The sequence below is a fragment of the Kluyvera sp. Awk 3 genome (genome assembly GCF_028069715.1).
GTDB lineage: Bacteria > Pseudomonadota > Gammaproteobacteria > Enterobacterales > Enterobacteriaceae > Kluyvera > Kluyvera georgiana_A.
In genome coordinates this window covers 1-20,546 of the sequence record NZ_JANEWH010000062.1, presented here as the reverse complement: position 1 = coordinate 20,546, position 20,546 = coordinate 1, and the positions used below count along the sequence as shown (strand labels likewise).

General features: G+C 55.3%; 15 protein-coding genes. 8 read left to right on the top strand and 7 right to left on the bottom strand.

Features of this window, described 5'->3' with window-relative positions; translation table 11 throughout:
- Nucleotides 1–12 precede the first annotated feature (12 nt).
- From NNN71_RS14075 to speB, 3 genes are all read left to right on the top strand, one after another.
- Nucleotides 13–1,296: an ABC transporter substrate-binding protein gene (locus tag NNN71_RS14075; protein WP_271458745.1), complete on the top strand. Its 1,284-nt coding sequence runs from the start codon at nt 13–15 to the stop codon at nt 1,294–1,296.
- A gap of 45 nt (nt 1,297–1,341) precedes the next feature.
- Nucleotides 1,342–2,157 (top strand): sugar phosphate isomerase/epimerase family protein, encoded by an 816-nt coding sequence (locus NNN71_RS14070; RefSeq protein ID WP_271458744.1) that lies wholly within the window; start codon nt 1,342–1,344, stop codon nt 2,155–2,157.
- Nucleotides 2,158–2,327: 170 nt separating this feature from the next.
- Nucleotides 2,328–3,248 carry an agmatinase gene (speB, locus tag NNN71_RS14065; protein ID WP_064542680.1) on the top strand — a complete coding sequence of 307 codons (921 nt, stop codon included), beginning with the start codon at nt 2,328–2,330 and terminating at the stop codon, nt 3,246–3,248.
- A 58-nt stretch (nt 3,249–3,306) separates the two neighbouring features.
- Here the strand turns inward: speB and NNN71_RS14060 are convergent, their stop codons facing one another.
- Both NNN71_RS14060 and NNN71_RS14055 read right to left on the bottom strand, forming a co-directional pair.
- A complete protein-coding gene (locus tag NNN71_RS14060; RefSeq protein WP_163446033.1) occupies nt 3,307–4,575 on the bottom strand; it encodes an OprD family porin in 1,269 nt (422 codons plus the stop codon).
- Between the two features lie 388 nt (nt 4,576–4,963).
- Entirely contained in the window at nt 4,964–5,722 is a 759-nt protein-coding gene (locus NNN71_RS14055) for a M48 family metallopeptidase (protein WP_163446034.1), read from the bottom strand.
- Nucleotides 5,723–5,989: 267 nt separating this feature from the next.
- Between NNN71_RS14055 and tkt the strand changes: the two genes are divergently transcribed.
- Nucleotides 5,990–7,981, top strand: coding sequence for a transketolase (gene tkt, locus NNN71_RS14050; RefSeq protein ID WP_163446035.1), 1,992 nt, complete (start codon nt 5,990–5,992; stop codon nt 7,979–7,981).
- A 55-nt stretch (nt 7,982–8,036) separates the two neighbouring features.
- Here tkt and NNN71_RS14045 read toward each other — a convergent pair whose 3' ends face one another.
- From NNN71_RS14045 to NNN71_RS14025, 5 genes are all read right to left on the bottom strand, one after another.
- The gene (locus NNN71_RS14045; protein ID WP_271458743.1) at nt 8,037–10,625 is read right to left on the bottom strand and encodes a hypothetical protein; all 2,589 of its coding nucleotides are present in this window, start codon (nt 10,623–10,625) and stop codon (nt 8,037–8,039) included.
- Nucleotides 10,622–12,310: a DUF5054 domain-containing protein gene (locus NNN71_RS14040; protein ID WP_271458742.1), complete on the bottom strand. Its 1,689-nt coding sequence runs from the start codon at nt 12,308–12,310 to the stop codon at nt 10,622–10,624. The genes NNN71_RS14045 and NNN71_RS14040 overlap by 4 nt, the downstream gene beginning before the upstream one ends.
- Before the next feature lie 147 nt (nt 12,311–12,457).
- On the bottom strand, nt 12,458–12,613 hold the full coding sequence (locus NNN71_RS14035; protein WP_271458741.1) for a hypothetical protein: 156 nt from the start codon (nt 12,611–12,613) through the stop codon (nt 12,458–12,460).
- Nucleotides 12,614–12,615: 2 nt separating this feature from the next.
- Complete coding sequence (locus tag NNN71_RS14030) at nt 12,616–13,830, bottom strand: CehA/McbA family metallohydrolase (protein ID WP_271458740.1); 1,215 nt, start codon at nt 13,828–13,830, stop codon at nt 12,616–12,618.
- Nucleotides 13,830–15,467, bottom strand: a complete 1,638-nt coding sequence (locus NNN71_RS14025) for a PTS transporter subunit EIIC (protein ID WP_271458739.1) — start codon at nt 15,465–15,467, stop codon at nt 13,830–13,832. Before NNN71_RS14025 ends, NNN71_RS14030 begins: the two co-directional genes overlap by 1 nt.
- Before the next feature lie 556 nt (nt 15,468–16,023).
- On the opposite strand from NNN71_RS14025, the gene epd reads away from it, so the two are divergent.
- The 4 genes from epd (at nt 16,024) to mscS (ending at nt 20,478) form a co-directional block, all read left to right on the top strand.
- Nucleotides 16,024–17,052: an erythrose-4-phosphate dehydrogenase gene (epd, locus tag NNN71_RS14020; protein ID WP_163446041.1), complete on the top strand. Its 1,029-nt coding sequence runs from the start codon at nt 16,024–16,026 to the stop codon at nt 17,050–17,052.
- 39 nt (nt 17,053–17,091) lie between these two features.
- A complete protein-coding gene (pgk, locus tag NNN71_RS14015; RefSeq protein WP_064542708.1) occupies nt 17,092–18,255 on the top strand; it encodes a phosphoglycerate kinase in 1,164 nt (387 codons plus the stop codon).
- A gap of 97 nt (nt 18,256–18,352) precedes the next feature.
- Nucleotides 18,353–19,432 (top strand): class II fructose-bisphosphate aldolase, encoded by a 1,080-nt coding sequence (fbaA, locus tag NNN71_RS14010; RefSeq protein ID WP_163446042.1) that lies wholly within the window; start codon nt 18,353–18,355, stop codon nt 19,430–19,432.
- Between the two features lie 188 nt (nt 19,433–19,620).
- Nucleotides 19,621–20,478, top strand: a complete 858-nt coding sequence (mscS, locus tag NNN71_RS14005) for a small-conductance mechanosensitive channel MscS (RefSeq protein WP_163446043.1) — start codon at nt 19,621–19,623, stop codon at nt 20,476–20,478.
- Nucleotides 20,479–20,546: the final 68 nt, after the last annotated feature.

Here is a 20,546-nt window from a genome sequence, read left to right as displayed (position 1 = left end):
AAGGAGTTCCCGATGCATAAGCTTATCGCCCCGGTGGCGGCGTCATTGATGCTTGCGTGTTCCTGTCTGTCCGCCGCGCAGGCGACCGAAATTCGCATTTCCTGGTGGGGCGGCAACAGCCGCCATCAGGCGACGCTCAATGCCATCAAGCTATTTGAGGAGAAATATCCGGATATCAAAGTGAAGGCGGAATACGCCGGTTGGGAGGGCTATCTCTCCCGTTTGACGGTACAGATTGCGGGCGGCAACGAGCCGGATGTGATTCAGACTAACTGGAACTGGCTGCCGCTGTTCTCGCGCGACGGTAAGGGCTTTTACGATCTCTATCAGCAAAAGGCGGTGCTCGATCTTCAGCAGTACGATCCGCAGTCGTTGAGCACCACCACCGTCAACGGCAAACTGAACGGGCTGCCGGTGGCGGTGACCGCGCGCAGCTTCTACTACAACAGCAAACTGTGGCAGGAGATGGGCGTCAGCTATCCGCAAAGCTGGGACGAGCTGATGGCGGCAGGGCGCGCCTTTAAAGCGAAGGATGAAGAGAAATATCCGCTGGTGCTCGACTATATGGAGTCGCTGACGCTGGTGCAGTCGTGGATGGTGCAGAAATACAACATTCCGGCTATCGACGAGAGCAAAGGCAAATTTACCTACACGCCGCAGCAGTGGCAGGACTTCTTCAAGATCTACAAAGATCTGGTGGATAACCACGTTTTCCCGTCAATGCGCGTGCTGGCCTCCTACGGCAAGAGCAATACCTGGGAGATGAAGCCGTGGATTCAGGGCAAGTGGGGCGGGGTGTATATGTGGAACACCAACGCGGTGATGTACGAAAACAACCTTACCGCGCCGTACAACAAGCTGGAGCTGGGGCCGTTCTTTATGCTGCCGGAGGCGAAAGACGCCGGCTTGTTCTTTAAGCCGACCATGATGTTCAGCATCGGTAAAACCACCAGGCATCCGCAGGAGGCGGCGAAGCTGATTAACTTCCTGATGAACGATCCACAAGGCGTGAAAGCGATGGGGCTCGAGCGCGGCACGCCGCTCAGCAAGGCCGCCTGGGATCAGCTCAAAGCTGACGGTCTGATTCAGGAGGACAACATTACCGTCGCCGGTATCAACTCCTCGCTGGCGCTGCCGCACGATATTCCGACCTCGCCATACTTCGACAACCCACAGCTGGTGGAACTGTGGCGCAACACGATTGAGAACATCGACCACGGCAAATTCACCGTTCAGGAGGCGGCGGAGCACTTCTCCCGTGGCGCCAGCCGTATTTTAACCAAAGCCATGCGATAACAGTCTGGGCCAGCGTTGAGGCGCTGGCCCACAAAAGGTGAGCGAATGATCAAGTTTAGCGCAACGTTAACGTGCCGTTATGACACGCTTTTTTCGCCGTTTCCGCCAGAAGAGCTTGAACAGGGGCTGGCGTGGTTGGCGCAAAGCGGTTTTGATGCGGCCGAGCTCTGTATCAATGATTATCAGGGGATAGATGTCGCCAGGCTGAAACGGCGGCTGGACAGCTATGGATTAGGCTGTACGACGATCGCTACCGGGCAGGCCCGCAGGCGAGATGGCCTGTCGCTGTTGTCTGGCGATAACGCAGTGGTAGCGCGCACCCGCGCACGGTTGGCGGAACATATTGAAGTCGCTGCGCTCCTGGGAAGTCACGTCACTATTGGGTCGTTGCGCGCGCCGGACAGAGAGATGAGTAAAACAGCGTATATGCATGAACTGGTGGAAGCGATACGCCCCTGCGTGGAGCTGGCTCAGCGCTGCGGCGTAACGCTAGTGCTGGAAGCGCTCAACCGCTACGAAATCAGCCATCTGCACAGCGCGGCGGATATGCTGGAATTTCTTACCCTCAGCGATGCGCCCGATAACGTCGGCGTGCTGTGGGATATCTTCCACGCCAACATTGAGGATCGCGATTTTTCTGCGGCGATTGCGTTGCTGGGGCATCGCCTCAAACACGTCCATTTTGCCGACTCCAACCGCGCCTTTCCTGGCTACGGTCACCTGCCGATTGACGACATTTACCGGGCGCTGAAGCAGGCGGGTTATCATCATGCCGTTTCGCTGGAGTGCCTGTGCGCGCCGTCGGTGGAAACCCTGCTGGAGGAGGCCGGGCCGCTCATTGCCCGTTTACGTCGGCTATAATTCTTATCAGGAGCAAGGAGGGGGCCGATTGTTTTGAACGTACTTGAACCCGTACAGATTAACGGCGATAATCGCCCCCATACAAGCAGTACCCCCATTCAAACCCTTCCTCGTCGGGCCTAACGACGCGGAAGGGTTTTTTTATATCGACGTAAAAGAGGTCACAGCCCATGAGCACCTTAGGTCATCAATACGATAACTCCCTGGTTTCCAACGCGTTTGGTTTCCTGCGTCTGCCGATGAACTTTATGCCGTACGACAGCGACGCAGACTGGGTCATTACCGGCGTACCGTTTGATATGGCGACCTCTGGTCGTGCCGGTGGTCGCCACGGCCCGGCGGCGATTCGTCAGGTTTCCACCAACCTGGCCTGGGAGCACAACCGCTTCCCGTGGAACTTCGACATGCGTGAACGTCTGAACGTCGTCGACTGCGGCGACCTGGTTTATGCTTTCGGCGACGCGCGTGAAATGAGCGAGAAGCTGCAGGCGCACGCGGAAAAACTGCTGGCGGCGGGCAAACGCATGCTCTCCTTCGGCGGCGACCACTTTGTCACGCTACCGCTGCTGCGTGCGCACGCCAAACACTTCGGTAAGATGGCGCTGGTCCACTTTGACGCCCACACCGACACCTATGCCAACGGCTGCGAGTTCGATCACGGCACCATGTTCTACACCGCGCCGAATGAAGGGCTGATCGATCCGAATCACTCGGTGCAGATTGGTATTCGTACCGAGTTCGATAAAGACAACGGTTTCACCGTGCTGGACGCCGGTCAGGTGAACGACCGCAGCGTGGACGACATCATTGCTCAGGTTAAGCAGATCGTCGGTGATATGCCGGTCTACCTGACCTTTGACATCGACTGCCTGGATCCTGCGTTTGCACCGGGTACCGGCACGCCTGTCATTGGCGGCCTGACCTCCGATCGCGCTATTAAGCTGGTGCGTGGCCTGAAGGATCTGAACATCGTTGGGATGGACGTGGTGGAAGTGGCTCCGGCGTACGACCAATCTGAAATCACCGCGCTGGCCGCGGCGACCCTGGCGCTGGAAATGCTCTACATCCAGGCGGCGAAGAAAGGCGAATAAGTGCTTGTTGGCGGTTCCCGGCGCGGCCGAGCCAGGCCGGGAACCGTCATCTTACCGATTAAAACGCGTTGAACGGGTACTCCACGTAAACGCGGACTTCGTTACCGCTGACGTTATAGTCGCTGGCGTTGCTGGAAACGCGCAGCACCGAGTAGCGAACTTTGAATTTCAGATCTTTTGCCGGGCCGTCCTGGACCTGGTATTGCACCTGGTTAAACCACTCGTGCTCTTTACCGTTGTTGGTTTCCGCCGTCTTGATGTTATCGCCGCGAACGTACGCAGTGGTCCAGCTCAGGCCCGGTAAGCCCAGTCCGCCAAAGTCCAGCGCATAAGACGCCTGCCATGAACGTTCGTCTTCACCGTTAAAATCAGACCAGTAGGAGTTCGCCAGCCAGATGGTATTGCCGCCGTCACCCACGCCGCCCTGATTCTGGTAGCCGCCATAGTTATAGCCGGTGCTGCCGCTGCTCTGCTGGTAGGCGATTTTAAAGGTGTGAATATCCCAGATATAGCTGGTCGCCAGGCTCCAGATGCTGTTGCTGCGCCCGGTATCCAGCGAGTCCGCATATTCCTGCTCCAGACGGGAGTTATAGCCGTTGAAGTCGAATACCAGCTTCTGGTTTTCGGCCAGCGGCTGAGCGTAGTTCAGGCCGAGGTACTGCTTGTTCAGTACATCTTCCACGTGAGAGGCATACAGCGCGCCGCTCAGTTGATCGTTAAACTGGTAGCTCGCGCCGCCGAAGGTGATGCTTTTCAGGCCGCTGTTGTGGCTGTCATCGCTCTTACGCTGTTCGTCGGTGAAGTAACCGGCGTTCACTTCCAGACCGGCGATCTCTTTCGAGGTCAGCATTGTCCCGGTGTAGGTTTCATACAGCAGACGGGAGTCGTCGGCGTAGAGAATCGGCAGCGTCGGGCGCTGGTTGCCGTAGCTCAGCACGGTGTTAGAAAAGCGCATTTTGGCCGTTGCGCCAAACTTAGCAAGGTCGGACTTTGCACGACCATCGTTGTCCTGCGCGAAGAAGTCGATTCCGCCCGCGCCGCTGTTTCCGCGGCCGCCGTCCAGACGCACGCCGTACTGGGCGATACCGTCGACACCAAAGCCGATGGGTCCCTGAGTAAAGCCGGATTCAAAAGTGGCAATAATGCCCTGGCCCCATTCGCTTTTATCATGCAGCCCATCGCGATAGTCGCGTTTGATATACGCGTTACGCAGGAACAGATCCAGATGACTGTCATCAATAAAACCCTGGCTATCAGATTGCTGGCTCGCAAAAGCCGGCGCAGAGGCAATAATACTTAAGGCAACTAACGTTAATTTCTTTTTCACGGAGGGAACTTCTCTGTTTATAAAACTGTCAAATTGTGTTGTTACAATTTGGATAGTCGCCTGAATAAGTATCAAAAGCAATCATTGTATGAAGAGATGTTTCGCCAGGAATCCCGCGGCAAGGCCCGCCATGCGTGCATTTGTGGATTGGCTATAGACTATTTGAAAATACGGATAATGAGCTTGATGAAAGGTAAATAATATAATCTTATTTCCTTTTTTAGAGTAATTGTCCGGCTTTTGCGGTTGACGGAGATATATTCTTCGCAGCTGTCGGTGTTGTATATTTAACGGTTCGTGCGCTTAAATTATCAATTAGTGCCGTTTACTGGTTTTAATATTTTTTTCTTATTTGCGCAAGGGGGCAATATTGCCCCCCGGTGAATCTTTATTTAATTCCGTCGGCCTGTAAACGCTCGCGGATATGCTGTGCGCGTTCCTGGGACGCCGGGTGATCGTCAAACATGGAGCTTTGACGACCATCTTCCAGTTTCGATAGCTTCTCGAAGCTGGTGGCGAGACCGGTTGGATTGATGCCGCGTTTTCGCAGCAGATCATAGGAGTAGTCATCCGCTTCTGACTCCTGACGTTGGGAGAACTGCGAGTTCACCAGCTTCTCGCCCAAATCGCCAAGCTGCGACTGCGACAGGCTGCCGACGATACCGCCCGCGGAGGCTGCTGCTGCGCGCAGGGCGTTGGTCCCAATGGCTACCTGCATGCCTTTCTTCACGTGGCCCAGCGCAACGTGGCCCATCTCGTGGCCGATAACCGCTTCCACTTCGTTGTCGTTCATCAGGTCCATCAGGCCGCTATACACGCGAATGCAGCCGTTGGCCATGGCGAAAGCGTTCACATCCTTCGCCTCGTAGACTTTGTAGTTAACCGGCTGGCCGTTGATGTTGTCGCCAAGCGCGGCGGCGATTTTGTTCAATCGCTGCGTATAGGCGCTGTTGGACGGCGCGATGGTAGCCTTGCTGTCCATATCCTTACAGGCCTGATCGCTCAATGCTTGTACCTGCTGATCGCTCAGGGAGAAGGCCTGCAAAGCGCCGGTGCCTGAACTTAATAAGCCATTTGAATCCATATTCTGACAGCCACTGAGCAACAAAGTCGCGCCAAAAGCCAGAACCATCGCCCGTTTCTTCATGAGATTGCTTCCAAAGTCGTTTATCTGAAAATGCCCTGGAACTGCGCCGCCAGAGTTGAGCTAAGTATAAAGAATATCGCGGCTTACGGGCGAGAGGATTACAACTTGTTAACCCCTGTTCCAGAGATTTCTGAAGAGGCAAAAGGATGCTCCATGTACATGCTTTGTCGCATAGGTTACATTGTTGACACTTTTTTCTGGCATAGCCCGTAACGTGCGCGCTTCGTGGCGTTAGGGTAGCCTTCAACAGTCCGAACTGGAGTCAAAATGTCCTCACGTAAAGAGCTTGCTAATGCTATTCGTGCGCTGAGCATGGACGCAGTACAGAAAGCCAATTCCGGTCACCCGGGTGCCCCGATGGGTATGGCTGACATTGCCGAAGTCCTGTGGCGTGATTTTCTGAACCATAACCCACAAAATCCGTCCTGGGCTGACCGTGACCGCTTTGTGCTGTCTAACGGCCACGGCTCCATGCTGATCTACAGCCTGCTGCACCTCACCGGTTACGATCTGCCGATGGAAGAACTGAAAAACTTCCGTCAGCTGCACTCTAAAACGCCGGGTCACCCGGAAGTGGGTTACACCGCTGGCGTTGAAACCACCACCGGTCCGCTGGGTCAGGGTATTGCTAACGCCGTAGGTATGGCGATTGCTGAAAAAACGCTGGCGGCGCAGTTCAACCGCCCGGGTCACGACATTGTTGACCACTTCACTTACGCGTTCATGGGCGATGGCTGCATGATGGAAGGCATTTCTCACGAAGTGTGCTCCCTGGCCGGTACCCTGAAACTGGGCAAACTGATTGCTTTCTATGATGACAACGGCATCTCCATCGACGGTCACGTTGAGGGCTGGTTCACCGATGACACAGCCAAGCGTTTCGAAGCCTATAACTGGCACGTGATCCGCGGTATCGACGGCCACGACGCAGACGCGATTAAACGTGCTGTTGAAGAAGCGCGTGCGGTCACCGACAAGCCGTCTCTGCTGATGTGCAAAACCATCATTGGTTTCGGTTCCCCGAACAAAGCCGGTACCCACGACTCTCACGGTGCACCGCTGGGCGCAGACGAAATTGCGCTGACCCGCAAGCAACTGGGCTGGAACTACGGTCCGTTTGAAATCCCGGCTGACATCTACGCTCAGTGGGATGCGAAAGCCGCAGGCCAGGCGAAAGAAGCCGCGTGGAACGACAAGTTCGCCGCTTACGCGAAAGCCTTCCCGCAGGAAGCCGCAGAATTTACCCGTCGTATGAAAGGTGATATGCCGTCTGACTTCGACGCGAAAGCGAACGAATTCATTGCGAAACTGCAGGCTAACCCGGCGAAAATCGCCAGCCGTAAAGCTTCCCAGAACGCGATTGAAGCCTTTGGTCCTCTGCTGCCGGAATTCCTCGGTGGTTCCGCTGACCTGGCGCCGTCTAACCTGACTATCTGGTCTGGCTCTAAAGCGATTAACGAAGACACCGCAGGTAACTACATCCATTACGGCGTGCGTGAATTCGGTATGACCGCGATTGCTAACGGTATCTCGCTGCACGGTGGTTTCCTGCCGTACACCTCTACCTTCCTGATGTTCGTTGAATATGCCCGTAACGCGGTGCGTATGGCAGCGCTGATGAAGAAACGTCAGGTGATGGTCTACACCCACGACTCCATCGGTCTGGGCGAAGATGGCCCGACTCACCAGCCGGTAGAGCAGATTGCCTCCCTGCGTGTGACGCCGAACATGAGCACCTGGCGTCCGTGTGACCAGGTCGAATCCGCGATTGCGTGGAAATACGGCGTAGAGCGTCAGGACGGCCCGACCGCGCTGATCCTCTCCCGTCAGAACCTGGCACAGCAGGAACGTACCGAAGCGCAGCTGGCGAACGTGGCTCGTGGTGGTTACGTGCTGAAAGACAGCGACGGCCAGCCGCAGGTGATCCTGATTGCGACCGGTTCTGAAGTTGAGCTGGCGGTTGCCGCTTACGAGAAACTGACCGCTGAAGGCGTGAAGGCGCGCGTGGTTTCCATGCCGTCTACCGATGCATTCGACAAGCAGGATGCGGCTTACCGTGAATCCGTGCTGCCGAAAGCCGTCTCTGCACGCGTCGCTATCGAAGCGGGCATCGCTGACTACTGGTTCAAATACGTGGGCCTGAACGGCGCAATCGTCGGTATGACCACCTTCGGTGAGTCTGCGCCTGCGGATCTGCTGTTCAAAGAGTTCGGCTTTACCGTAGAAAACGTGGTTGCGAAGGCGAAAGGCCTGCTGTAATCCGTTATTGTGAAGTCAAAAGGCCGCGAATGCGGCCTTTTTTTATGGCGTGGCGTTAACTTGTGGCGGGGATGCTGAGATTGAGCGTCAGGTGGTCATGGCCCCGCAGGACGGTTTTTGCCATCTTTTCGCCCAGCGCGTTGCAGGTGTAGTCGCGCCAGGCTTCCGGTACCTCAAGCGCGTTGGGGGAGGGGTTATACAGCCGCACCAGCGTTTTGCCGTATAGCACGTCAACGCCGCTGACGACCCAGCCTTGCGGCAGTTGGCTCAACAACTGGCGATGGTTGATTTTCCGTTCTGCAATAAACATATCAAAATTGTCCAGGCGCTGAAGACCCGACCGATCGTTCTGCCATTGCCATAGCCGTACCGGTGCGCTGTAGCGCTGTTCACGGATGGCTAACTGCGCCGGAGAATATTCGCCAGCACACAGAGCAAAGTGAAAACTCAGTTCGCCGGACAGATTGCCTTCCGGTGTGGCCTGACGCTGGCCGGAAGCGCGTCCAGGACGGTACAGCAGATCGTCTTTGCCAAGCTGGCCGACGCTGCGAAACAGCGTCAGACGAAGCTGCTGCCCTTGATAGGCATACTCTTTCATACCACGGGCGAAAACGTGAAAGTCGGCGTGAGGGCTGAGCCGGTGCATAAAAGGCTCCGTATCAACCGGCTTTTCCGCATAGCCCGCGCTATCGGCAATGTGTTGATTCGCGCGCGTCAGGGTTCCAAATGGCACGTCGGCGCACACCGCATCGATGGTCTTCCCGGTGTTGAACAACAACTGCATACGGTGATCGCGCGCGGTATTTTCAATCGTCAGGTCGCCAAGCAGCATATCGTCTTCAAGGGTCAGCGTGAGCTTGATGTTTACAACGCGCTGGCGTTCACTGCGCGCCAGACGATCGTCGTTAATGCCTTCCGGCAGTAGTAGCGCGGCATGCAGGTGCAGGCTTTGTTGCCACGGATGCTGCTGAGCGTTATCCAGGGTGAAGTGCGAGAAGGTCAGGCCGCGATCGCCGGGCAAGGGCGAAAAGTCGTAGAGATCGCCGTCGTCGCTGATATCGCGTAACTGTAGCAGTGGCGACAACGTGCGGCCGCTGGCTTTCTCCTGCCAGTGCAGCTGATTGTCCTGCAGACTCAGGCGATAGTACGCGTTTTCGATCGTCTGTATTTCCTGACTGACGGCAGGAAGCGTTATCGGCTGCTGACCGGGAGTGACGTAAAAGAGCGCAAAACCCAGCGGCGGCACCGGTACGTTGAGCAGATCGACGACGTTTTCGTAATACCAGCACTGTTGTTCCGTCTCCACTTCACCGTCCGGCGTCAGCAGCACGTGACGCGGTAGCTGCACTTGTCGCTGCTGGTGTACGACCACGCGGAGCGGTTCACCGTTTTCGCCCATCAGCGCAAAATGGGCCGCTGGGGTGATCAGCATCTGGCGGCGAACATCCACATTCGGGCTGCTGGTGCCGTTGACCACCAGAAATCGATAGGGTGTTTTCGCGGCAAGGTTAGCCAGCAACTGACGGGCGTGCAGACTGAATATTGCCTCGCCGATTTGTTGTGCCTGGCGACAGCGGTGGAGCACGTCGCGGTTGGTTTCGTCACTGTTGCAGCCGCCCATGCTGTCATGAGCGTGTGATTCCAACAGCCAGCGCCACGCCTGTTCCAGCATCTCTTCGCCTTCCTCAAAACCGTTGCGTCGCGCCAGAGCCAGCATCGGTTCCGCTAGCCGGGTCAGACACAGTTCCGCATCGTTATTGGCTTTCTTGATGTCGTAGCGCGAAGAACCAATGCTCTTGTGCACACGAGCAAGACGAGGAATGCGAAACTCACCGCGCCAGCGCGGCAGCGGTTTATCGGCCAGCGTGGCGAAGTAGCGTTCATAGCTGCTGATTTCCCAGCGATCGTCGCTGAGGGCGTTGACCGCGGCGATCAGCCGGTCGAAATCGGCATCGCAGCTAACCTGATCGCCGCCGATGGGGCAGAGAAGGTCCGATGAGGGCGAGAGCGCCTTCATGCGAGCAATGAGAGGGAACGTCTCTTCATCAAAATGCGCGGGCCGGAAGTTGCGCCAGCGGCCGCCGCGTTCGGGATGGGCGAGCGAGTAGCCAAAGGGCGTAATCACGGTGATGGCGCTATCGCCGTTCAACGCCTCCCAGCACAGCTCTGTCGGCCCCATAATCTGTGGATCGTAGCCACGGCGCAACAGTATGTGCCGTAGTCCAAACGCACGGGCAATCTGCGGTAGCTGCGCGTGGCTGCCAAAGGTGTCTGGTAGATAGAGCACCGACATGCAGTAGCCCGCCTGCTGCGCGTGATGGATGCCGATGCGCAGGTTACGGAACAGTGATTCCGTGGCGATGTTAAACAGGTCCGGCTGGGTGTACCACGGGCCGATTAGCAGCCGTTTATCCCGCACGAGCCGGCGCGCCCGTTCGGCCATGTTCGGTTTAAGACGGATAAAATCGTCAAAAATAGAGCTCTGGCCGTCAAGATGAAAGACAAAGCGGGGATTGTTCTCCAGTGCGATAATCAGTTCGCTAAAGGCTTTCAGCGCAAAAAGCTGCGTATCGAGCGTGGAGAAATACCATTCGCGATCCCAATGGGTGTGCGATACGGCGTGAATTGTTCGGGTGTCGCTCATTGCGGCTTCCCTCTCTCTTTAAAATAGATGCGATACTCTGCGTGAATATCCTCTGCGTACCACATCGGGAAGTTGGTGCCCCAGATGTTGTTATAGAGTTGGCTATAGAGGCTGACTCGCGGGGGAGACGGTTCGCCAAAGCAGAGAATTCGCGGCTGGTAGAGCGCCAGCAGCGGCGCATCCAGCGGCTCCAGCGTCCACTGTTCTGTATGCGCAAGCTCTACTGCGTGCAGGTTGGCGTTACCATTTCTGACCACGTTAAACCAGTCGATGGGATAGCCGAGTTTCTGGCACGTGCTCTGGCCGATGTTGCTCAACCCCAATTGGAGCCAGATTTCTTCTGGCAGCCGGTTGGCCTGTTTGCCGAGAATGCTCAGGCGTAGCGAGATCGCGTGGCGAATCTTGCTAAAACCGTACTCCAGGATGATTTCATCGGGCAGCTTTAATTCAATGCCCGCGGCCTTGTTGGGTTGGATAATGGCCTGTACATACCAGGCGTCCAGCTCGCCGCGAAAGCGGACCTGTTTAAGCGAGAAACCCACCTGCTGCGTACTCACGGGGCGTGGGGTGAGTTCCAGGCCGGGTTTGGTAAAATCTGAGAGCGCCCACGGCGCGGTGACATCCAGGTTCTGCAGATAGCGGTCGCGAAAATGATCATATTCCTGTGGCCCGACCTGCCGATAGATCAGACGGGCAAGAGGCGCATCCAGCATCGGCCTGCCGTCGATGTTGAGCGTCGACAGGCTGCCGTCGTTGGCGAGGGCAAAGTCATAGTCGCCAAAGGAGAACTGACGTAGGCCTGTCGCCATCCCCTTAACGGTGACGGGACCCGCGCCGGTCATCTCACAGAGCGGCGCCGACAGATGGGCGCAGGCGCTATCAATATAGCGTCGCTGTTCTGCCCATGATTGGCTGAAGTGATGATAGCTGCGGGTGCCCTTGTGGGGCGAGTGTGTAATAAATTGCCCAAGCGCATGATATTTTTCTGGCACGGGGGCGTTAACGCTGTCCTCCTCTCGCGCGGCGCTGAACGCCTCCGGCAGATAATGGCAGTAGTCAGGGAGATGCAGCTTAAGATCCATCCCCCAGGTATGCTCCGGCACCATCAGCAGCGCGTCAAGCGCCTCGGGCGGGCAGGCTATTTCCTGCTGTAGACGGCGGTTTAACCGACGATAGTGGCTGACTTTTCCTGGGTCGGTTGCCAGACCGTGATTCCACGTGTCGCCAATTTCGGCATCGACGACCGGCAGCGTATGGCGGATGGTTTCAACACGAGCGGCGAAGGCGTCCAGCGTCGAGGCGCTGACCAGTGCCTCGGGATAGCGCTGCCGGTAGCGTGCGATCAACTGCATGACTTCACTGGCCGTAGGCGGCGAACAGTTATCTTCGGCATGACAGAACACCAGCAGTTCGTCCAGCGCTTCACACCAGGTTTCGTTGCCGTAGCCGCCGAAAGAGTAGTTGACGATGATATCGCGCTGACCATATTTCCAGATAAACAGCGGCGGAACATCCGGCGGGCAGGAGGCGGCATTGACGCCCAGATGCAGGTAACGCAGCCCGGCATCGGCCAGCCACGGTACGATGGCCTGAGTATGGCCCGGTACGTCTGTCATCTTTGCGGCAATCGTCTGGCGATGGAAGCGCTCGTCCAGCGCCTGGCGATAAGAGAGGGCGTGGCGCATCAACGTTGGCGTCAGTAGCTCGCTATGGACGGTAAACGGCAGACCATGCCAGACGATGTCCCCGGCCTCGATGGCATTGCACAGTCGGGCCTTATCTTCGGGCTCTGCGCGCTGGAAATAGCGGTGGATAAGCCATGCCCCGCAGGTTCAGATAAAGTTTTTCTCTCCTCCGGTGTTAACCTCCCGGGCGAGATTCACCACGGCGGGAATAAACTCCGTCAAATATTTATCTTCAATCGACTGGGCGTAATCGGTGAAGCCAATGTCGAGATGGGTTTTGTAGATGATATGAACCCGCTGCATGTTCACTCCCTGAAAATGGGGTTGGTAATCAACTGGGCGCTGTGGCCATCGTTTACCCGCAGGAAGGCAAAACGGCTGTCGGCCCAGCGTATGTCTTGTTTCACCACGCCGCCGCGGTGCGGCAATTCATAAACCTGATGTTGGGTATAGAGCAGAACCTGGTGATGAGTGGGGACATTGAGATCGAGATGCAGCGTCAAGCTGGTGCTCGTTTCGCCCGGCCCGGCCTCTCCGGCGGTAAACTGGCGCAGTTGGATATCATCGTGGCTCTGCATGTAGCTTTGGCCGTTGGCTATCGCCCGTAGAATATCGTCGCGTTCGTGGCTACGGCTGCGGACGTTGAGCGTGGGGAGCGTAAATTGCTTTTCTTTGTGAAAGTCGCTGCCGGAGGTGACCGCAATGTTTTGCCCCTCGCGCAGCTTCTGGAGCCAGTACTGAAAGGTGGCTTCGTTGTGGGTTGTGGCCTCCCACGGGCCGTTCCATAGCTCCAGCCAGTCGTAGTTGATAAACGGCAGCAGCCACGGACAGTGTTGACAGAAGGGATGATTAATACCGATCCAGGCACCGTTGCTGCGCGCCTCCGCTATCTTCAGCGTGATGTCCACTTCCGTCGCGCAGGGCAGAAAGCTGAATACCGGCTGGGCGACGCCTACAAAATTGACGTGCCCGAGTTGGGTGGTCAACTCCATGCCGGGAATCAGGCTCAGCGCTGTGTTGATACCGTCGATTTCCCGGTTTTGCGTCACGGTGTTGTGATCGGTAAAACAGAGGAAATCGTGGTTGTGCGTGCGGGCTCTGGCAATCAATTCGCTGATGCTCAGCTTGCCGTCACTGTGCTCGGAGTGCAGGTGGGTGTCTCCGCGCAGCCAGCGCTCTGTTTTGTGATAGCGAACGATCTCGACGTGAATATGGCATACGGTGGTGATTTTATGCAGCCCCAGCAGTACGTATCCTCTCCCATGCGGCAGTGCGCCACGCCGATAGCCGGGCGTGGCGAAGGTTTCGTTGACGACGATCTGCCGACGCGCGCCGCCGCTCCAGCCGAGGAGTTCTTCACCTACTTTCAGGCCCAAATCTACCGCGTTGCCATCGGCAAAGCGGTAGCTGATTTCCAGGCGTTCGACATCAGGCGTCAGTTCGAACGGCAGCGTCAGGAGTCGTTTTTGTTCGTAGGGATGAGCCAGGTATTCGATGCGCTCCGTGGTCATGCTATCCATTACGCCTCCTCAAGCCATTCTTTGCAGTCGCCAGCAATCATCACCACTTCGGCGCCGTAGATGATTTGCCAGCCTTTTTCACCGACGCGCACCACGCCTTTTGCGCGCAGAGTCTTCTTCCATACGTCATCGCCTGCGACGCGAGCGGGATCGCGCACTTCAACGCGCAGGCGGGAAATACAGTTATCAAACTGCGCGATATTTTCCTTGCCGCCGAACGCCGCAATAATTTGCATCGCAAATGCATCGGCCTGTGGTTGTTCTGAGACCGGGGTGGTTTTATTTTTAAAATCTTGCTTACTGAAAAGCTTAACGTCATCTTCTCCAGCGTCTTCCTCCTCTCGGCCTGGCGTCATCACGTTAAAGCGGATGATTAAATAGCGGAATAAAACGTAATAGATGATAAAAAACAGCGGGATTAACCATAGGTATCCCCATAGATTTAATTTTCCCGGTTGGAGTAATACAGGGAGAATATCTTTCAGGCAGCCGCCATAAATAGAAACGTTAGCCATTTCGGTTAAAACAAAGAGTAAACCGGTGAGTGGCACGTGAACCAGATAAAAAAGCCAGGGGGCGACGAACAGAAAGGTATATTCGATGGGCTCAGTTACGCCAAAAAGGATCATGGTTGCCACCACGGGCAGCAAGAGACCGGCGACGACCTTTTTATGCTGGGAACGGGAGCAGTGATACATTGCCAGCGCCGCGCCGGGCAGCGCGCCGAAGTGGGTCACGACGCGCCCCGACTGGAAACCGCGGACCAGCAGCTCCTGGGTTTCGTTGCACCCCAATTGCGCCATATAAATGTTGGTGGTTCCGCTGACCAGCTTGCCGCACACTTCCATCGAACCGCCGAGTTCGGTCAAACGAATGGGCGTCGTGATCAGGTGATGCAGACCAACCGGCAGCAGCGATTTGTCGGCGACCGCCCAGATAAAGGTGCCAAATAATCCCGAATCGCCGATAAGCTTACTGAACTGCGCCAGCATCCAGCCTATGGGGGGCCAGATAAGATAAAGCGCAGAGCCCATCAGCGCGCCGACGACCAGCGTCACAATAGGCACGGTACGAGTGCCGGCGAAAAATGACAGCACCATCGGCAGCTTAACGTTATACAGACGGTTGTGCAGCCAGGAGGTCGCGAGACCGACTGCCATGCCGCCGAAAACGCTCATCCGATAGGTGAACATCCCTAATTCGGTGGTATAAATGGAGGCTTCCTGTACCGCAGCAACGGGGTCAAGGTGGCGCTGGTTGATAAACCAGTTTGCCGTAGTGGTTTGTTCGTTCAGCCCGTGCAGCGTCAGTAGCGTGCTGAGGATGAAATGCATCGACATAAAGCACACGGCGCCGGAGAATGCCGCCCAGCCTTTCTCTTTTTTGGCCAGGCCGAAAGCCACGCCGATGGAGAAGAACAGCGGAAGGTTTCTGAATACCACATCACCCGTTGCTTTCATTACGCTGAACGTAATAAAGAACAGCGACTCTTTATCAAATAGCACGCCAAGATGTAACGCCTCCAGCGTTTCTTTATTTGTAAACGCGCTGCCGAATCCCATAAACATTGAACCAATGGTTATAATGGATATCGGGACCAGCATCGCTTGCCCGATCATTTGCATTTGCTGCTTCATAAATCATCCTTGTGAATATTTTAATGGGTGACGCCAGTGAATTTTTCCTAATGCACGTCGTGATTCGCGTTAAAATATTTTGTTTCAATGAATATATTTTGCAGATTTATATTTCCTGCTCGATATTGATTAATTAGAGCGTGTGCTTTTTTCAGGCATTTTTATAATGGCTGGTGAGTTTATCATTACGAAAAGAGGATTCTGTGACTCGCGCAGCGATAAGCTAATCTTTAGCTAATAATATTAGCGCCATACTGACCCGTTGTTGGCTTTGCCCGGCAATGGGGACCGCCAGTTAAGGCGGTGAGGAGTCGATGGAATTTCTTCGGCGATTATTCCTGTAAAAATGTGATGCGCGTCAGATTACTGGCGCGTTTGTCTGGACAAACATTCCTTTTATTCCACATTTCGCTTATTCTAGCTGAAGCGTTTCAGTCGATAGATTGTTCGACATTTAACCAATCAGTCACGGTTTGTGGCGGGTAAGGTTTCCCTGAACGAGCGGCTGCATTACTCTGTTTGCCACTTTGCTTCGGGATAACCTTGCAGGAGACCTATGAGCGTACGCGTAGCGATTAATGGCTTCGGTCGCATTGGCCGTAATGTGGTTCGTGCTTTGTATGAATCCGGACGTCGTGCGGAGATCACCGTGGTTGCCATTAACGAACTGGCTGATGCCGCCGGCATCGCCCATTTGTTGAAATATGACACCAGCCACGGGCGTTTTGCCTGGGACGTTCGCCAGGAGCGCGAGCAGCTGTTTGTCGGCGACGACGCCATCCGTCTTCTGCACGAACGGTCTATTGAAGCACTGCCCTGGCGTGAACTGTCGGTGGATGTGGTGCTCGACTGTACCGGCGTATATGGCAACCGTGAAGACGGCGAAGCGCATATCGCCGCTGGCGCGAAGAAGGTGCTCTTTTCACATCCTGGCAGCAACGATCTCGACGCCACCGTCGTCTATGGGGTCAATCAACACGAATTGCGTGCGGAACATCGTATTGTTTCCAACGCCTCCTGTACCACGAATTGCATAATTCCCGTCATTAAATTGTTGGATGATGCTTATGGCATTGAGTCCGGTACGGTTACCACCATTCACTCTGCGATGCATGACCAGCAGGTGATAGACGCCTATCATCCGGATTTACGCCGGACGCGCGCGGCAAGCCAGTCGATTATTCCGGTTGATACTAAACTTGCTGCGGGGATTGCCCGTATTTTCCCGCAGTTTGGCGACCGTTTTGAGGCGATTGCGGTGCGTGTGCCGACCATCAACGTGACGGCAATTGACCTGAGCGTGACGGTGAAAAAACCTGTAAAAGCGAATGAAGTCAACCAGTTGCTGCAAAAAGCAGCACAGGGTGCATTTCATGGTATAGTTGACTATACGGAATTACCGTTGGTCTCCACTGATTTTAACCACGATCCGCACAGTGCCATTGTCGATGGCACACAGACGCGGGTCAGCGGGGCTCACCTGATCAAAACGCTGGTCTGGTGTGATAACGAATGGGGCTTTGCTAACCGAATGCTCGACACCACGTTAGCAATGGCCGCTATTGGTTTCAGGCTCGACGCTTGAGCGTCGACAAAACTTTAAGTATCAACGAGAGGATTCACCATGTCTGTAATTAAGATGACCGATCTGGATCTGGCTGGTAAACGCGTTTTCATCCGTGCGGATCTGAACGTACCGGTTAAAGAAGGGAAAGTAACCAGCGACGCGCGTATCCGTGCTTCTCTGCCGACCATTGAGCTGGCGCTGAAACAGGGTGCGAAAGTGATGGTGACTTCTCACCTGGGTCGTCCGACCGAAGGCGAGTACAACGAAGAATTCTCTCTGCTGCCGGTTGTTAATTACCTGAAAGACAAACTGTCTGCTCCGGTTCGTCTGGTTAAAGATTACCTGGACGGCGTTGAAGTTGCTGCCGGTGAGCTGGTTGTTCTGGAAAACGTTCGCTTCAACAAAGGCGAGAAGAAAGACGACGAAGCGCTGTCCAAAAAATACGCTGCACTGTGCGACGTATTCGTGATGGACGCCTTCGGTACTGCACACCGTGCACAGGCTTCTACTCACGGTATCGGCAAGTTTGCTGACGTTGCGTGCGCAGGCCCGCTGCTGGCGGCTGAACTGGACGCACTGGGTAAAGCGCTGAAAGAGCCGGCTCGCCCGATGGTTGCTATCGTTGGTGGTTCTAAAGTTTCTACCAAACTGACCGTTCTGGACTCTCTGTCTAAAATCGCTGACCAGCTGATCGTTGGCGGTGGTATCGCGAACACCTTCGTTGCCGCTCAAGGCCACAACGTGGGTAAATCCTTGTACGAAGCTGACCTGGTTGACGAAGCTAAGCGTCTGCTGACCACCTGTGATATCCCGGTTCCGACCGACGTTCGCGTAGCGACCGAGTTCTCTGAAACCGCAACCGCGACCCTGAAATCTGTAAACGACATCAAAGATGACGAGCAGATTCTGGATCTGGGCGACGCTTCCGCAGAGAAACTGGCTGAAATCCTGAAAAACGCCAAAACCATCCTGTGGAACGGCCCGGTCGGCGTGTTCGAATTCCCGAACTTCCGTAAAGGCACTGAAATCGTTGCTAACGCGATCGCAGACAGCGAAGCATTCTCTATCGCAGGCGGCGGCGACACTCTGGCAGCAATCGACCTGTTCGGTATTGCTGACAAAATCTCCTACATCTCCACTGGCGGCGGCGCATTCCTCGAATTCGTGGAAGGCAAAGTACTGCCGGCAGTAGCGATGCTCGAAGAGCGCGCTAAGAAGTAATTCAGTTCAGGCGGGGAAACCCGCCTGTTTTTCAGCGCGCGTAACAGCTCGCGAACCTTCTTCAACGGCCGAAGATACAGATACAGGACTACGTAACATGTCTAAAATTTTTGATTTCGTAAAACCGGGCGTCATCACTGGCGACGACGTTCAGAAAGTGTTCCAGGTAGCAAAAGAAAACAACTTTGCTCTGCCGGCAGTTAACTGCGTGGGCACCGACTCCATCAACGCCGTACTGGAAACCGCTGCAAAAGTTAAAGCGCCGGTTATCGTACAGTTCTCCAACGGCGGCGCTGCGTTCATCGCAGGTAAAGGCGTGAAAACTGACGTTCCTCAGGGTGCTGCAATCCTGGGCGCTATCTCCGGTGCGCATCACGTTCACCAGATGGCTGAGCACTACGGTGTTCCGGTTATCCTGCACACTGACCACTGCGCGAAGAAACTGCTGCCGTGGATCGACGGTCTGCTGGACGCTGGCGAAAAACACTTCGCTGCGACCGGTAAGCCGCTGTTCTCTTCCCACATGATCGACCTGTCCGAAGAGTCTCTGCACGAGAACATCGAAATCTGCTCCAAATACCTGGCGCGTATGTCCAAAATGGGCATGACCCTGGAAATCGAACTGGGTTGCACCGGTGGTGAAGAAGACGGCGTGGACAACAGCCACATGGACGCTTCTGCCCTGTACACCCAGCCGGAAGACGTTGATTACGCGTACACCGAGCTGAGCAAAATCAGCCCGCGTTTCACCATCGCCGCTTCCTTCGGTAACGTACACGGCGTTTACAAGCCGGGTAACGTGGTTCTGACCCCGACCATCCTGCGTGATTCTCAGGAATACGTGTCCAAGAAACACAACCTGCCGCACAACAGCCTGAACTTCGTCTTCCACGGCGGTTCCGGTTCTACTGCCCAGGAAATCAAAGATTCCGTAAGCTACGGCGTAGTGAAAATGAACATCGATACCGACACCCAGTGGGCAACCTGGGAAGGTATCCTGAACTACTACAAAGAGAACGAAGCTTACCTGCAGGGCCAGCTGGGCAACCCGAAAGGCGAAGACCAGCCGAACAAGAAATACTACGATCCGCGCGTATGGCTGCGTGCCGGCCAGACTTCCATGATCGCTCGTCTGGAGCAGGCTTTCACTGAACTGAACGCGAAAGACGTTCTGTAAGAAAAGCCTTATTTTTGCCGAAAGCCCGCCGTATGGCGGGCTTTTTTATTGCCTTTTCAATACGATGGATGGGCATTAAAACGTGATCAACTTGGCAAAAATCTCATTTTTTGTTTACCCTTTATACCTGCCTGCACTTTTGCAGGCCGTTTTTAGTTTCCCATCCGGGTATCCATAAGGAATATTGAATGGAAGATTTAAACGTTGTCGATAGCATAAACGACGCCGGTTCATGGCTGGTGCGCAACCAGGAATTACTGCTGAGCTATGCGGTCAATATCGTTGCGGCAATCGCGATAATCATTGTGGGGATGATCGCCGCGCGCGTTATCTCCAACACCGTCAACCGCCTGATGCTGGCGCGTAAAATTGACGCCACCGTCGCCGATTTTCTCTCCGCGCTGGTGCGCTATGCGGTGATAGCCTTCACGCTGATTGCCGCGCTGGGGCGCGTGGGCGTGCAGACCGCTTCGGTCATCGCCGTACTCGGTGCCGCCGGTTTGGCCGTGGGTCTGGCGCTGCAAGGTTCGCTGTCTAACCTGGCGGCGGGCGTGCTGCTGGTGATGTTCCGCCCGTTCCGCGCGGGCGAGTATGTCGATCTGGGCGGCGTGGCCGGTACCGTGCTGAATGTGCAGATTTTCTCCACCACCATGCGTACCGTCGACGGTAAAATTGTGGTGATCCCGAACGGCAAAATTATCGCCGGCAATATTATTAACTTCTCGCGTGAGCCTGCGCGCCGTAATGAATTTATTATCGGCGTCTCTTACGATGCGGATATCGATAAGGTTAAGCAGATTCTGACGACGATTCTGGAGTCGGATAAGCGCGTGCTGAAAGATCGCGAAATCACCGTGCGTCTGAATGAGCTGGCGCCGTCATCGGTTAACTTTGTCGTACGCGCGTGGAGCCTCAGCGGCGATCTGCAAAATGTCTACTGGGACGTGCTTGAGCGCATCAAACGCGAGTTTGACGCCAACGGCATCAGTTTTCCTTACCCGCAGCTCGATGTGAATATGAAGCCGGGAACCCCTTCCGCAGAGTAACGTCTTGCTGTTCAAAAATGCCGGACTGATGTTCGGCATTTTTATGCGTAACGATATTAGAGATATTT